Raw genomic sequence first — 14,928 nt, 5'->3', positions numbered from 1 at the left:
TATCGATCTCTAGTTCAATTCCTTGAAGGAATCATTTCACTTTTTGTCACGCAAAAGTTTTGCGTGTGCGTCACTCTGCCGCTTCGGTCGCGGGTGCGGCCTTCGCCTTCTTCGGCCGCGGCCCGATCGTGGGCTTGGCGTTGTCGGCGAGGATCTCGGTGATGCGAAGCACCGTGATCTCGTCGCGATAGCCGCGCTTGCGGCGCGAGTTCTGGCGACGGCGCTTCTTGAACGCGATCACCTTCGGGCCGCGCTTATGATCCAGCACCTCGGCGGCCACGGTCGCGCCCGCCACGGTGGGCGCGCCGAGCACGGGCGTATCGCCACCAAGCACCAGCACCTCGGAGAGCTGCACGATGGTGCCAACTTCGCCCTCGATCTTGCCGATCTCGAGCACATCATCAGGGACGACGCGGTATTGCCGGCCGCCGGTTTTGATGACTGCGAACATCTTTTTTATCCTTCGTGTTCGATCCCAGCCTCGAGCCTTTGCCCGGGCCGGCTTCTTGTTCAGTCGCGTTAGGGTTTAAGCTCTTCGCGCGTGAGGGCATGCCCTCAGAATCAAATTCCAGAATCAAATTCCAGCGTCAAATTCCGCGCAAAAGCAAATGGCGCGAGAAACGCCCCGCGCCGGATGGAGCGGACTTATAGCCACCGCGGGCCTGGAGTCAAGGTAAAGACGGGCAAAAACGGTCCGAAACTGAAGGATTTGGCCAGAATGCGCTAATGGCGAGCGGCGATTTGCGAACCGGCCCCGATTCTCCCTTCCGATTCACCATTCACCCCTGAAACCAAGCGGTTCCACCGCCGTTGTTCCGTCTCTCATTACAGGCAAGGGGTTTTGCATGGCCGAAGACCTGATCGCGACCACCGGCATCGCCGGCCATGGCTCAACCCGGCTGCCCTCGGTCGAGGTGGATAGTTTCAACCTCGAATTGAAGGAGGAGGATGGCTTCCTGGGCGATCGCGCCTCCAAGGGCGCGTTCCGGGAGATCTTCGACCGCTGGCGCAAGCCGCTGCGCAAGACCGGCAAGGACCCGTTCGGGGACCTGCCGTCGGAGCAGATCAGCAAGAAGGCGCTGGATGACATGCTGGTGGGCGACGACACCGAGGCCTCCGCGGTCGTGCACAGCACCATCGAGGAGTTCGCCCAGGAGCTCGCCCATGTGACTCGCCGTTTCCTTAAGACCAAGGCCTGGGCGAAAACCGCGCGTATCGTGGTCGGCGGCGGCTTGCGCGACAGCCGGCTCGGCGAGCTCGCCATCGCCCGCACCGAGATCATCCTGAAATCCGAGGATTTCAAAATTGACATGCGGCCGATCCGCTACCATCCGGACGAGGCCGCGCTGATCGGCGCCCTGCATTTGGCACCGTCCTGGATATTCGAGGCGCATGACAGCATTCTCGCCGTCGATATCGGCGGCACCAATATCCGCTGCGGTGTGGTCGCGACGCGCTGGAAGAAGGCGTCGGACTTGTCGAAGGCCGAGGTGTGGAAGTCGCTGTTGTGGCGCCATGCCGACGACGAGCCGACGCGCGAGGGCGCGGTGAAGCGGCTGGTTCGCATGCTCAAGGAATTGATCGGCGAGGCGGAGGCCGAGAAATTCAAGCTCGCGCCGTTCATCGGCATTGCCTGCCCCGGCGTGATCAAGGAGGACGGCTCGATCGAGAAGGGCGCCCAGAACCTGCCGGGCAATTGGGAGAGCTCGAAATTCAACCTTCCGGCGAGTCTGGTCGAGGCCATCCCTGGTATCGGCGATCACGACACCGCGGTGCTGATGCATAATGACGGCGTGGTGCAGGGCCTGTCGGAGATCCCTTTCATGCAAGACGTCGAGCGCTGGGGTGTTTTGACCATCGGCACCGGCCTTGGCAATGCGCGCTTCACCAACCGCCATAAGGACAACGGCAAGAAGGCGCAGAACAGCAGCGGCGACCACAAGAACGGCGACAGGAAGAACGGCGAAAAGAAGGACAAAAAGGCCTGATTCCGGCTCCCCTCGACGGCGGTAACCTTGACTGGTGAGGTTAAAATCAGCTTCGCGTTGCCGCCCTTTTTCCCGCCGCTAGCGTTACGAGCGTCGCATCACGCCGCTCGCCGAGGCCCCGCTTCGTCTGGTGGCATTGCAATGAGGCGGCACGGGACCGCCGATGTGTTCGTGCGTACGGCGGTCCCAACTTTTTAGACGCGGTCGCGACGGGGGCGGCGCCGTTCGGCCAGCCTTCTGCTATGGGCGAATCAGCCGCCTCGGGAGAATCTCCGCGAATCCGGTGCGATCGGTACCGCGATCGCCCTCCCGCAAGGTCATCCAGCGCAGTCGAAGCGCAAAAATCCGCAGGGTTCGGCCCGATCCGCGGCCACAGGCATTTTTTCCGCTCCGCGCCTTGTCTGGTCAGCCGTCCTCGCCTATTACGGCCCCGACCACGGCGGGCTCGGTCCCGATTTGGCGCCTGGAGAGGTGGCAGAGTGGTTGAATGCACCGCACTCGAAATGCGGCATAGGTGCAAGCCTATCGGGGGTTCGAATCCCTCCCTCTCCGCCAGTTAATTCGCCCATCCGCCACTTTTTGGACCTGCAAAAAGCCTCGGAAAACAACGCTTCCGGCCTGCCCGAGTGTGCAAGTGTCGAAGCGTGTATCCCGCAATGTAGTCCGCAAAGTAGTCCAGCAGAAAAGTGCATCCGAGCGCCCGGCGCCCCGGCCCAGAGGGCCGGGGCGGGCACCAACCTATCTGGTGCGTAGGCTTTCCACGTATTTCTTCCAAATCCGGCCCCCCTCAAACCTTGCAGCCAGTCTGCCGTCATGCGCTCCTATTCGGGTGCGACTTGGGGTGCTTCCGCATCGCGAGGCACAACGACGGGCCTCATGGCTGGGCGCGCTGGCGCAAACCGGCTTCAGCCAGTGGAGATGCGGGGTGAATATTCAAACCGGGGAAGAGATTCCGTGCAGCGATGTCGGGTTTCCGAAGGGCGATAGCCCTGAGGAATTCCTGGCGAACATGCTCGCCTTCCTCGAAACGGCAGCGGCCAAGATCGCCAATCCCCCTCCGTGGCCGGATTTTTCGCCCGACGTGCTGCGCGATATCGCCTCGATACAAGAGGCGGTGCTGATCGAAAAGGAGGTCAGCAAAGGTGAAGCGGGAAATTCGACGGTCGTGGCCCGCGCCGATCTGTTGCGTCGAGACGTCTGGAATCGCTGGCGAGCCGGTGCGGGCCTAGCGCCTGGTGGTGAGCCATTGTCGGACGTGCTCGGCAAGCTCACCGAAGTCGCCGATAGGCAACTTGCAATTCTGGAACGGACCTCGGCGGCGGCTCCGGCTGGCCGCTCTGCCATCTCGCGCGACCTCAGGCCGGCGAAGCCGCCGCCCCAATCACTTGAACAGCCGCCTGCAGACGTTCTGCCTACCATCAACACATCGTCTGCGCCGAAATTCGGCGAGTTGGAAGATGAATATTTCGAACTTCGAAGGGCTGGGGGAGCATCTGAGAGCGCCATCAGCACTGGCCGGATGCGTGCGGCGACCTTCAAAGCGCTTGTGGGAGATCGGCCGATCGATTGCTACTTGCCAATTGATCTCCAGAATTTCGTCAACGAGCTTCAGTATGTCCCGCTTGAGCTTTCGCGCGAAGGTGAAAACACCGAAGAACTGCGACAGATGGGGATCCATGCGGCGATCGCAAAGAATAAGGCCGAAAGCTGCTACGAGCCGCTCGCATTGAAAACCATCCAAGATGGATACGTGCAGACGGTTCGAGCTATCATCAATAATGCGGTAGGATTGCATCGCCTTCGTAACCCGTTCGAGGGCTATAGGGTGCGATGGCCGGACAACGCCAAGCCCTCGGTAAAACGCGAGGCATTGGATTACGAAAAAGTCGACAAGGTCTTCAGGCTGGGCGTCGACACCGGCTACCTGGACGACGCAATGCTCGGGCCGCTGTGCCTTCTTTCTTCGCGCCGTATTGGAATTCTGCCGTTCATCCGAGGTAGCGACTTCGACCGCAAACACGGGGTCGACATCGTTCGCGTCAACGGTATCGTCTATGACAAAGAAAAAGGCATGTACAAGCGGGTCGGATTCAAAACCGAAGGCAGCCTGCGCTTTTTCGTGCTGCATGACTTTTTCCGCCGTATTGGCTTTGTCGATTGGGCGACGGAGCAGGGCGATAACTTTATCTTCCGCTTGCTCGCATCCACGTCCGATCCCGGTGACGTCGCATCCAAGCGCGTGAACCGACTCCTCAAAAAGGCCGGCGCCATCGGCATGAATATCGAGGTGGCCCATTCCCTTCGACATGGCGCCAAGGACATGTTCATCGAGGAAGACCTCGACGACGAGGCCACGAGGTTGCAGATGGGTCACGAAGCAAACGATGTTCACGGCAACTATGGCCAGCAGTCTGCACTACGCCGCAAACAGTGCCAGGAGTTGGCTCACTTTGATCTGCCGAAAGAGATCGAATGGTCGATGTTCGATAATCTGAATTTTGGCGCGATGGCATCTAAGCAGAGAATTGTAGGGCGGCCGAAGACGGCGAGGGTGGGCTAGGGACCAAATCGAGTTGTGCTCGGCGAGGCGTCACCTTAGAATTGAGAAGGTTCTGGTTTATTTCGCATTGCAAAAGGAGGTGCGCCTGATGTCTGGGCCTTCTAACTCGGATTCTGACGGCTGGCGGACCGCCGGTGGTGACGGGAGTGGAGCGAGCGGTGCGGACAAGTGCGCGATTACGGAGAGGACGGTCCTGGCATCACCCGTGCCCGCGGTCGTCGCCAATTTGAAGGTGGGCGACATACTCACAGTCGAGCTTGAGACGACTCCGCGCACGCGGGTTGTGGTCAAGCGGCTCGGTCAAACGGCTGGAGCCCTTACATCAGCACGATTGGTGGACATCATCGAATGTTTGCGAAATTCGTTTTCCTACGAAGCTGAAGTTCTATCGATCAAAGGAGGAAGAATCGAAATCGAGATTCGGCCGAAATGAAATCGATAGATATCGTCGGTGGCGTGTACGGCGAGACATGCGCCTTCCCGACAAGAAAGCAGATATTTGGTTCTGGCGGGCGAGCTGCGGTTACCTTGTCATCCCCGCATTTCGAGACTGTCAGGTTGCACACTATTCTAACACCGGGGGCAGCGGAACAGGCTGTGCCTAACTTTGATGCCTACGATATAGATGTCGTGGTTCATCAAGGGCAGCAGTTTATCAGCTTTGAATATCTCCACTGCCTCTCTGTACCCTTGGTACATCCGCCCATTCCGAACATTACCCAACAGTCCTCCTTCCCCGTAAAAGGCGAGTTGGTTGTGCAATTCGGCATGATGGAATGCCGGCCAACGATTGAAGCCGACGTCTGCGTCTACGATCCCCAATCCGCAACTAGTCCGCGCCTGTTCTCAGGAGCTGGGTCTGCCGCCGGTCGCTTGGCCATCGTTGCGAACGCGCGCGAGATACAATTACTGACCGGTCTTGAGGTGGATGAGGGGGCCAATCGCTTGCTTCGCGACGAGAAAGCGGAGGTCGTTGTCGCTAAATGCGGTTTAGACGGAGCGCGTGTCTTCGACGGGAACGGTCTAGTAGGAAGCGTACCTGCTTACGTCACGGAAAATATGTTTACGATCGGCTCTGGTGACGTCTTCGTTGCCGCGTTTGCCTTGGCCTGGGGAAAGGAGAAGCTGGATGCGATGGCGGCTGCAGATTTTGCCTCCAAGTCGGTGGCTTCATACGTGGAGACGGAACTCCTGCCGATTCCGACGATTGCCGAAGCCAGGCAAAGCACTCGGGATCCAGTGAAACTTGCCGGGGGAAATATCTATCTAGCCGGACCATTTAGAGAGCTCGGCCAACGGGTGATCATAAACGAAGCGAGAAAAGTACTAAACGATCTGAGGATGCGACCCTTCAGCCCCGTTCACGACATCGGCCATGGCCCAGCGAGGGCAGTCGTTCAGAAGGACCTCGATGCGATAAGGAACTGTGATGCGGTCCTTGCGATTCTCAATGGGAGCAGTCCCGGCACACTATTCGAAGTCGGATTCGCGGTGGCGTTGAACAAACCAGTGTACTGCGTGGCGCAGAACATGCGGTCGAACGACATAAAGCTTCCGGAAGGCGCGGGGTGCATCATACACGAGGACTTCATCAGCGCCCTTCATCTTCTTGCGTGGCGACAATGACGACTGCGCTTTTGTTGTCCGGCGGCATGGACTCAACATGCATCGCGTTTTGGAAACGCCCGTCGCTGGCGATTACAATTAATTACGGTCAAAAAGCTGCGGCCGGCGAGATCCGCGCATCCAGTGCGATCTGTGAGGCTCTTGATATCCAGCACGTGGTGGTCGAGGCCAACATTTCCGCCCTAGGAAGCGGCGACATGGCTGGGAGGGCGCCTTCCGTATCCGCGCCGGCAACCGAATGGTGGCCGTATCGCAATCAATTCCTTATCACGACTGCAGCGATGAAGTGCCACGCTGTAGGTGTGAGCGAACTCATGTTCGGCAGCCTTAAGTCGGACGGATTCCACGCCGACGGTGCACCACCGTTCTTCGCCGCTATAAATCACTTGCTCGCACTTCAAGAAGGAACTGTGGTCGTGACCACCCCGGCGATCCATTTGGATGCCCATGAATTAGTCCAAGTATCAGGGACACCGATTGAAATTCTGGGTTGGTCCCATTCGTGTCACGTGAACGACATCGCTTGCGGCTTTTGCCGGGGATGTCGAAAACATTTCGAAACCATGGGTATCGTTTTTGGATATTCCTACTGAACCAAGGCCCAGACGAATGCAGCAGGTCCTGGGAAAGCGCCGCTGGACCATGACGTCGGTCTATGAGACGCTCGCCTGCTCGCAATGGCCAGCGAAGAATTTTCGAGATGTGATGCTCAGTCGTCGGACCATGCGAGTAGCCGAACCGATGGCGCTTTTGGACCTTATGTCTCTGGTTCGCTTCGTAACAGCGCGGAGAGAGATTGGCGTCGCAGAAAATAACGGTCGATCGCGAAAGATACCCGTGTCGGCCGGAGCTCTGCATCCAATCGACGTCTTGATAGTTGCCGGCCCAGGAGTATCCGAACCAATCGTCTACTCTGACGTCGATGATCGTTTTGGAAGTGTTCCGTTAATCAACGATCATGACTTCTCTTCCGAAATCGAGAAGCTGGAAAGCATGTTGCCCTGCGCAAAGGGGCATCTTTTGCTCTTTACTGGTGATCTCGATATGGTCGATCGGGCCTATGAAAATCCCGCTTCGCTGCTTTGGCGTGATGCCGGCGCTATGCTTCAGTCCTTCGCATTCGCTGCCACAGTTCTCGACCTCGCCTTCGTTCCGCTCGGGCCTTTAGGAACGGGTGTTCTGAGGAATCTGCGTTGCCCGAGCTCCACTTTCCTGGCCGTTGCGACAGCCTTTATGGGCGTAGCTAAGTCGGACTAAGTGTTCCGAGTCTGCGCCGACGCTTTGCCTATTCGTCTCATGTAGTCCCACATCAGGGCATCGATTAGGCTTGCGGGCTCGCCAAGAGCGTCACAGAACCGAAGGAAAATTTCCTCTAATCGAAAGTATTCCTTTGACGGGTTGACGTCGGGTGGAAATAAGCCGATCGCCGTCCCAGCACGCAGAACGTGCACGTCAATGATCGCGACTTCGTCCGATCGCAGGTGATTCCTGACGACCCATGAAGCGGTTTTGGGCCCGATGCCAGGCAGGCTTGTTAAAAAATCCCGAAGGGGCCGAGAGGAACTCGGCAACGCCGTGCACGACAAGGTTTGCATTGCGTGCCAGAGATAGTTTGCCTTTTGACGCGGAAATCGGTAGCGCCGCTGACCTTGATCGAATGGGAATGGCTCATGGAGCGCTTCCTCTAATACGTCGACCGTCGTGGCCTGCTTGAGAAGGTCACGATCGCGAAGACGACAGAAAGCAGCAAGCCCCAGCTCGGCGGGCATGCCGTATCCGCCGAGCAGGCAAACTGCGACCTCCTCTATAATCGTTTTGCCGATGCAATGCGAAATATTGACGTTTTGCGCCCTGAAGGCCGCGGATTGATATTTCCAAAATGCCGGAGTGAACACCTCGGTGGCACAGCCCCATTGTACGCCAGGGATGACGTCCTCCTGGGGGCCAGGAATCGAAATCGCAATGAGTCCTCGACTGGCGTTGGCCCACGCCGTTTGATGACTGCGATAGTGTTCCATAAAGGCTTGAATCAAGCCCATAGAAACGTATCAAGCACTCAAATTTTCTGTTCCGGTCTTGATCCGCTTTTGGACTCCTTTTGATTCACGATCGGCGTGCGGATTTCTAATTCTGTGTAGCCAAGAAATCACGTCGGGACCCGGTTACGGGCTCGAATTGAGCGCGCGATTCGTCGTGGAGAATCGAGCCGAGGCACTCTCCGAGCCGTGAATCTCTTCCTCTAGTCATCGACAAAATCTGCCAAATTGATGCGGAGGACTCCCGGCGGGGCGAGAAGGTTTTCAATCCAGGCAACCGGCTGGCCGCGCTCAAGACATAGAGTGAAGAAGGCCCTCTGCTTCGCGCGAGTGAAGGCCACAAAAAAAGAGTTCAGCTCCTCCGTTCGATCAGGAGTGAGGCTCCACCACGTTTGATTATCAAGCCCGTAGAAGATGACAGTGTGGAACTCAAGTCCCTTGCTCTTGTGAATCGTCATGAGGGCGATTTGGCCGAGCCCTTCGAATTCGTCGAGTGCGCCTGACCAGGTTTCTGCGTGCTGGAGGGATTCCTGTAGGAGCAGTGTGAAGCCAGTCCAGACGCGATCGAAGTCGAGCTGCCTCTGATAAGAGGGGAAAGCCTGACGCAGGACCTCTAACCCGATGAAATCGAGCGCTGCCTGTGCGGCCTCCGCGGCGGACTCCGGGACGGGGTCAAGCCCTTTTAGGGTTCGCCGCATCTCACGTACGAACCTTTGAAGCCGCTCCTGAAGGTGCTGCTGTCCCATTTCATCGGCGAGATCCAACGCTTTGAGAAACTGCAAATCGAGCAGCGCTGCGTTCCAATTCTCGGGACTTCGGGCGGTCGCGCCGAGACGTATCAATCGAAGAAGAATTTGGGTCAAGTCCTCGCCGAGCAGGTCCTGAATGGCGATGTCGCCTACGTTACGCGCCACGTTGCGCAGCCTTAGGCCCCGGTTTTCAAACGCGAGGGCGAGCTGGTCTTCGACTTCATTGGCGCGCATGCGCACAAGGACGGCGACGTTGTGAGGCTCGACATTACCCGACTGCACCTCGCGCTCTATCCATTGAGCGAGGCAATCGCTTTCTTCATCCTGAGTTTCGAATTCCCAGATGGCCGCAACGTCGCCGTCCACAAGCCGGTCGGCGCGCGCTTCCGGCTCCTCAACATTCGGATCGATCCTGCTCGCGATGACGTGCTGAATTCGCACGAGGTCTTCGTGCGAGCGCCAGTTGCTAATCAGCGATATCCGCTCAGCGGCGAAATGCTGTTCGAACTGCGCGAACGCATTTGGCATCGCTCCGGCCCAGACCATGATGCGCTGCTTGTCATCGCCAACCGCGGTGAAGATTGCTCCGCTGCCGTCAAATGCCCTGCGCAGGAGCTGAAATTGCGCAAACGTGGTGTCCTGAAACTCGTCGAGAAAAACGACAGGGAACGTGAGGTGCAGGGCCCTCAGTATCGAAGGGTTTTGCCGGATAAGCAATTCCACGAGTCGGTTGACCATCGGAAACGAAAGCAGTGCATCGTCCTGATCGTTGTATTGAGCGTGCCAGTACGCGGCGACAGCGCGCTGGAGTGCCGTGCCTTGATCGGCGACCGGCAATCGCGCTCTAGCTATCGCACGTTCGAACTGATCAGCATTCACGCCGCGGAATTCACGCGCATCCAGAAAATCAGCATAATCCTGCCGGCGCGGCATCACTATCCGGTAGTCCGCAGGCGGGCGATATGGCTCGGGCACAGCAGCACGAAAGCGATCCACGAGGCTCTTCCCAAATGCATCAAAGGTGTACGAGTTGAAGCGTCGCGCCTGCTCGGGCGGGCAGCGCTTTGCTACCCGCTCCGCGAGATTGCGCGCTGCATCGCGCTTGAAACTGATCGCAAGTATGCGCCTCGGCGACCTGCAAAGGCCAGTTTGGAGAAGATAGGTCGCCTTCTGTGCAAGAAACTCTGTCTTTCCCGCGCCCGCTCCTGCTGTGACGAGCACGCTCTTTTCCGTCTGCCGCAGCGCGTCCAATGCGCGTGGCTCAAGGTCATCAACGCCTTGTGGCTTCCAGTCTTCAGGATGCATCTGGCTCATTGATCGTCCTCAAGACCGAGCCGTTCCTTCACATGCTCAATGAGCGCCTTGAGCTCGGCAGGCGCGGCTTCGGCAAGGTCGTCCTGCGCGATTCGGGCAAGCGCCGCGATGTGGGTTTCGGGCTTGCTTCCGCTCAGGAACAGGTATGGGTACCATTTAAACTCGTCATCGTAATCGTCGTCGTACAGGTCCGGATCGCCACCGGTCTTAAGGGTGACGCCCTTCTTCCCTCTAATGATGTCAGCGCCACCGCGCGGGCCGTGACCTCCAGGATTCGGATGCTGGTAGGCTTCCGGGAAAGCGCTGAGCATCGAGAAATCGATATCAAGCGGAAACGAGAAAAATATCCCCTCTTCCCTAAAGGCTTTCACCCACTCGTTGTCCACGCCTTCTTCTAGGAGATCGTCATCCGCGACATCGTCCACGTCTTCGGGATCTATAGTGCCGTCCACAATGAGCGGGTTTTCGCTCAGATCATTATCGATTTCACCGAGCTTCTCGACGACATTGGCGATGAGGGTTGCTCCGCCGTGCACCCTTCCAAGGTCAAGGTCCAGCAGCGTCGCATGAGGGATACGAAGATCGTTGAGAAGTCTCCAAAAGTGGCTAACATATCGTCCACCCAGCGGCACGATCGGCACAAACGAAGGATCTAGCTGAACACCCATGGCCTCCGCGACCCGCGGGATCACAAGGCGCTCGGAATCGCCTTCGCCTAGAATGACGAAGCGGGCGAAGTAAAGTTCCGGATACGCCTTGATGGCGAGCCGCACATACTGGCTCGCCTCGTTATCGCCGTCGGGCAGCGTAATGCGTCGGACATGAGTGCGCCGTCGTGAGCGGTCCAGCCGAAAATAGCGCACCTCCTTCGGGTCTATACGGCTGAGGATAGCAGGCGAGTGGCTGGAAAGTGCGACCTGCGCAGACGCAAGAGCGCCGATATCCCGCGCCTGCGCGACAATGCGTGAGAGGAAGAAGGGAGAGAGGCTGTTCTCCGGCTCTTCGATTGCAAGGAAGGTAAGACTGGTCCTCCGCAGCTTCTCCTGATCGAACGCGCATTCGTCAGCGGCCTGCGCGAACACGTCTTTCTCGACTTCCAGAGCTGCGGCGGTAAGTGCGATATGGAAGAGCGAGCGCTGGCCATCGCTTAGGTCCGCGAGCTCGCGCTCCTGCTCTGCTTCATCGGGAGAAAAAGCGAATTCAGCTTTGCGGACCAGCTCCTCGAAGCGGCTTTCGACGAGGCGCAGGACTGGCGTTGTGTCCGTATCTGCCTCATGGACCTGACGCCAGCGCTTGGTAAGCCGCTCAATAATGAACTCCGCAGGCTTCTCGCTCTCGAATTGTTGCTGAATCTCCAGGGCGCTTGCCGCACTGCTATCGCGAAATTCGTCTGACCATCTTGCTGCCTGCCACAACCGGCCCTTGAGCAACGCGGTCACCTGCGTCGCTGCGTCGCGGGCAGCCGGGACATAGATGAGTTGGACCGAGCCGCGCTCGACTGCCTGTACTCGCTTGCAATCATCCCACTCGAATTCGTCGTCAAGCGTGGTAACCCACCGGAGATCCTCGTCGACGCTGCCGTCCGGCGTGCCGTCGTCCGTCCATGTCGCCTGAAGCCTCATCCTCGCCTTGAGCGAGGCGCCCGGCGCGGAAGCTGCCATTTGGAGAAAGAATTCCGGAACGGCGCCCGCCCCATCCTCCTCGTCGAGCTCGTCCAGCTCCGGAAACGAGCAGACGACCTCGATCGACAGGGTTGCTCCCGACTGAAGCCCCTGCTGATTAGCGGGCACATGGAAATCTTGCCGCCGCACCGCCCTCTGCGCGGGCGTGACGCCAAAGAGCCGCGATAGCGCCTGAAAGGCTGCCGTCTTGCCGGAGCCATTGGCGCCAACGAAGGCGGTGACGACACTTCTCAACCTAATCTGCGTCCCTAGCGGGCCGAAGCAGCGGAAATTTTTAAGAGTGACCTTTTCGATCTTCATCGGCGTTCGCCCTAGATGGTTTTGAGATCCCGGAATTGTCGACGGCAGCCGGCGCCTAGGCCGCCGCAGTCTGATCCTGTTCATCACCGCGGTGTTCGATCATCGGTAGTGACAATGCTTCAATCTCTTCGAGAGCCTTACCCGCGATGCCTTGAAGGTCGCCGTACATTCCAGAGGTCGTCTCTATCACGCCGCGGATTTGCTTTTCGCGCTTGGCCCAGAGGCGCGTCATAGCAGTGCGCTCTTTTTCCAAGTCGGTCCGCATTTCCTCGAATTTTTCGACGATTGCCGCGACTCTCTGACGAAAGTGCGGTCCAGTCAGATACTGGTAGACCAGCTCCATCTTGGTCTGTTGCCCGTCGCGTGCTTGTCGGGCATTCGCTACCTCTACAAGGCTTTGCCGGAGAGCGAGCGCAAGTGAAAAGGCATAGCGTGGTTCAGTCACCCAAATCCCGTCAACATACGCAAAGCCTTGCACGCCCTTCGGAAGATTGTCCGAGACGATCAACGCAACGTCCGCCTTCGCTCTGCGCTGGTCCTCTCGGAGCTTTATAGGCCAGCCGTCGCTCCAATGTTTCGTGCGCTTGGATTCCCAGAGAATGGTCCCGCAAGGCTTGTTCTGTGGTCCCATGACCGTCTGCAGGATATCGCCACCGAACTCACCCTTCGGGACGGGCTGAATCGAATCGCGCGGAAATTTCGCTCGCAAGGTCCCTTCCAGCTCAATCTCTTGGACCTCGCCTTGCAGTTGTTGTGATCCTTGCTCGGCCTTGCGCTTGAGCTCGTCAATTTGACGCTGCATGGAAGCAATCTGTTCTTCCCTTTCCAGAACACGAAGCCTCAACGGTTCCTCGGCCTCTAATTTCGCCTTCTCCTGAGCCACAGCAATTCGCGACTGCACGCGTCTCTCCACGCTGAGCTCCAGCTCACGCTTCTCGTCCTGGAGTTCCCGTTCCTTGCGCATCAATTCGGCTTGCGCCGTCTGTGCCTCAGCTAACTTTTCATCCCGCTGTTTGAGGATGGTGTGAAGCTCGGCAAGTTCGCGAGACTTGGAATCCAAATCAGCAGCGGCAATTCGCTTGGCCTTGGCTGCTTCCTCGGCGGCAATGCGCTGGCGTTCGGCGTCCAATTTTTGTGTGAAGTCTTCCTCAAACGCAGCCCGGTCCTTTTCAAGCAATTCCCGTTGGGCTCCGATAGAGGCCTCCGCTTCGGCGATGCGCGACTGCACGCGCTTTTCGACGCTGAGCTCTAACTCCCGCTTCTCACCTTCGAGTTGCCGTTCCTTTCGCATCAGCTTGGCCTGCGCCATTTGCGCCTCAGCCAATTTCTCGTCTCGCTGTTTGAGGACCGCGCTAAGCTCGGCAACCTCACGAGTCTTCGAATCGAGATCGGCAGCCGCAAGTCGCTTGGCTTTGGCGGCTTCCTCCGCAGCGATGCGCAGGCGTTCGGCGTCCAACTTCTCGGCAAGGTTCTCTTCGAAGGCGGCCCGATCCCTATCAAGCAATTCCCGCTGCGCCCCAATTGAGGCTTCTCGCTCCGCGATATCGCGATCCTTCGCCGCCATGGCCTGTTCGTATTTCTGCTGCGTCGCTTTGATCAGGGGGGCGGCAAGCGATGCCGTTAGCGGGATGTTGGTGCTGCAATTTGGGCACGTGACGATTGGCTCCGACATGGAAGTTCCCCGTTTGGAAAAGCCTAACTCCCGCACATGCTGAGCCCGGTTCCCCCGCCCGTCAATGTATCAATCAGTGCCGCCGGCAAGTTTGCCGGCGTAAAATACCGGAATTTCAAACCGAATAATGCCTTTGAGCCATTTCGCCGGCAAGTTTGCCGGCGAGATGTTCCAAGTCTGTTGACGATTTATGAGGGATGGCGCACTGTCAGACGCGGGGGGTGAGGCGCTTGAGGTACAACTTCTTTCACAACGACAAACTGCCGATGCCGAGCGGTTTTCGGGCGGGCGCGCGCGGCACGCATTCGAGCCGCACCATTATGCTGACCGAACTCGCGTTGCTCTGTTCAGCAACCGGCCTCTCGGGCGACCTCAAGAAGGCGATCGTGGATGATAACGCCCTCGGCAAGTCCAGTAGCTCTGGCAGGGGTCTCAGCCTACAGAGGCTTTCGGAGCTCTACTGCTTCGACAGCAAGGTACCTACGTTCAGGATTTTCCGGGCCCTGTGCAAGCGTGATCCTTCAGCGCTTCCGCAGCTTGCGTTGTTGATGGCAATCGCTCGCGATCCTCTTCTGAGGGCAAGTGCCAGGCCGATCCTCGGACTTGCGCCCAATTCAGAACTGATGCGGGACAGCGTGCGAAACGCAATTGCTTCTGCGGTCGGCAGTCGAATGAATGAAGCGGTACTAAACAAGGTCGTCCGCAACGCAGCAAGCAGCTGGACGAAAGCAGGGCATCTCGCCGGACGAACCCTCAAACGTCGTGTGCGAGTTCGAGCAAATCAAATCGCTTTCGCCTTTGCTCTTTGGCTCGCCCAACAGTCTGGCTTCGTTGGCGCTGAAATTTTCGATAATGGCTGGATGGCAGCGCTCGATCTCGATCCTGCCGCGGCGCGCAGTCTCGCCGAACGCGCGCACGCAACTGGCTTGATCAACTATCGAACGCTCGGCGACAGTTTCGAGCTCGATACTTCACCCTTGGAACGACTGAATTGAGACTTT

At 58.1% G+C, this 14,928-nt stretch carries 11 protein-coding genes and 1 tRNA gene; 7 read left to right on the top strand and 5 right to left on the bottom strand.

Going from position 1 to position 14,928, the window contains the following annotated elements; translation table 11 throughout:
• Positions 1-70: 70 nt before the first annotated feature.
• Complete coding sequence (rplU, locus tag A3AI_RS0106370) at positions 71-451, bottom strand: 50S ribosomal protein L21 (RefSeq protein ID WP_024514773.1); 381 nt, start codon at positions 449-451, stop codon at positions 71-73.
• Between the two features lie 394 nt (positions 452-845).
• Here rplU and A3AI_RS0106365 point away from each other — a divergent pair, with 394 nt between their 5' ends.
• The 6 genes from A3AI_RS0106365 (at position 846) to A3AI_RS0106335 (ending at position 7,431) form a co-directional block, all read left to right on the top strand.
• Positions 846-1,988 carry an ROK family protein gene (locus A3AI_RS0106365; RefSeq protein ID WP_024514772.1) on the top strand — a complete coding sequence of 381 codons (1,143 nt, stop codon included), beginning with the start codon at positions 846-848 and terminating at the stop codon, positions 1,986-1,988.
• Positions 1,989-2,453: 465 nt separating this feature from the next.
• A tRNA-Ser gene (locus A3AI_RS0106360) sits at positions 2,454-2,543 on the top strand.
• 370 nt (positions 2,544-2,913) lie between these two features.
• Positions 2,914-4,548: a site-specific integrase gene (locus tag A3AI_RS0106355; protein WP_036047600.1), complete on the top strand. Its 1,635-nt coding sequence runs from the start codon at positions 2,914-2,916 to the stop codon at positions 4,546-4,548.
• 429 nt (positions 4,549-4,977) lie between these two features.
• On the top strand, positions 4,978-6,174 hold the full coding sequence (locus tag A3AI_RS0106345; RefSeq protein ID WP_024514769.1) for a PfkB family carbohydrate kinase: 1,197 nt from the start codon (positions 4,978-4,980) through the stop codon (positions 6,172-6,174).
• Positions 6,171-6,767 (top strand): 7-cyano-7-deazaguanine synthase, encoded by a 597-nt coding sequence (locus tag A3AI_RS0106340; RefSeq protein WP_024514768.1) that lies wholly within the window; start codon positions 6,171-6,173, stop codon positions 6,765-6,767. Before A3AI_RS0106345 ends, A3AI_RS0106340 begins: the two co-directional genes overlap by 4 nt.
• Positions 6,768-6,783: 16 nt before the next feature.
• A complete protein-coding gene (locus A3AI_RS0106335; RefSeq protein WP_024514767.1) occupies positions 6,784-7,431 on the top strand; it encodes a nitroreductase family protein in 648 nt (215 codons plus the stop codon).
• Here A3AI_RS0106335 and A3AI_RS42355 read toward each other — a convergent pair.
• The 4 genes from A3AI_RS42355 to A3AI_RS42350 all read right to left on the bottom strand — a co-directional run bounded on the left by A3AI_RS42355 (position 7,428) and on the right by A3AI_RS42350 (position 13,927).
• Positions 7,428-8,213, bottom strand: coding sequence for an 8-oxoguanine DNA glycosylase (locus A3AI_RS42355; protein ID WP_024514766.1), 786 nt, complete (start codon positions 8,211-8,213; stop codon positions 7,428-7,430). The genes A3AI_RS0106335 and A3AI_RS42355 overlap by 4 nt on opposite strands.
• Before the next feature lie 200 nt (positions 8,214-8,413).
• Positions 8,414-10,273, bottom strand: a complete 1,860-nt coding sequence (locus tag A3AI_RS0106325; RefSeq protein ID WP_024514765.1) for a UvrD-helicase domain-containing protein — start codon at positions 10,271-10,273, stop codon at positions 8,414-8,416.
• Positions 10,270-12,255 (bottom strand): ATP-dependent nuclease, encoded by a 1,986-nt coding sequence (locus tag A3AI_RS0106320; protein WP_024514764.1) that lies wholly within the window; start codon positions 12,253-12,255, stop codon positions 10,270-10,272. The genes A3AI_RS0106325 and A3AI_RS0106320 overlap by 4 nt, the downstream gene beginning before the upstream one ends.
• 55 nt (positions 12,256-12,310) lie before the next feature.
• Positions 12,311-13,927, bottom strand: coding sequence for a DUF2130 domain-containing protein (locus tag A3AI_RS42350; protein ID WP_024514763.1), 1,617 nt, complete (start codon positions 13,925-13,927; stop codon positions 12,311-12,313).
• Positions 13,928-14,157: 230 nt separating this feature from the next.
• On the opposite strand from A3AI_RS42350, the gene A3AI_RS42345 reads away from it, so the two are divergent.
• Complete coding sequence (locus A3AI_RS42345) at positions 14,158-14,922, top strand: hypothetical protein (RefSeq protein WP_156927668.1); 765 nt, start codon at positions 14,158-14,160, stop codon at positions 14,920-14,922.
• Positions 14,923-14,928 lie beyond the last annotated feature (6 nt).

This window comes from Bradyrhizobium sp. Tv2a-2 (assembly GCF_000472425.1).
Lineage (GTDB): Bacteria > Pseudomonadota > Alphaproteobacteria > Rhizobiales > Xanthobacteraceae > Bradyrhizobium.
The sequence above is the reverse complement of the archived record's forward strand: the minus strand, read 5'-3'. Positions and strand labels throughout refer to the sequence as shown.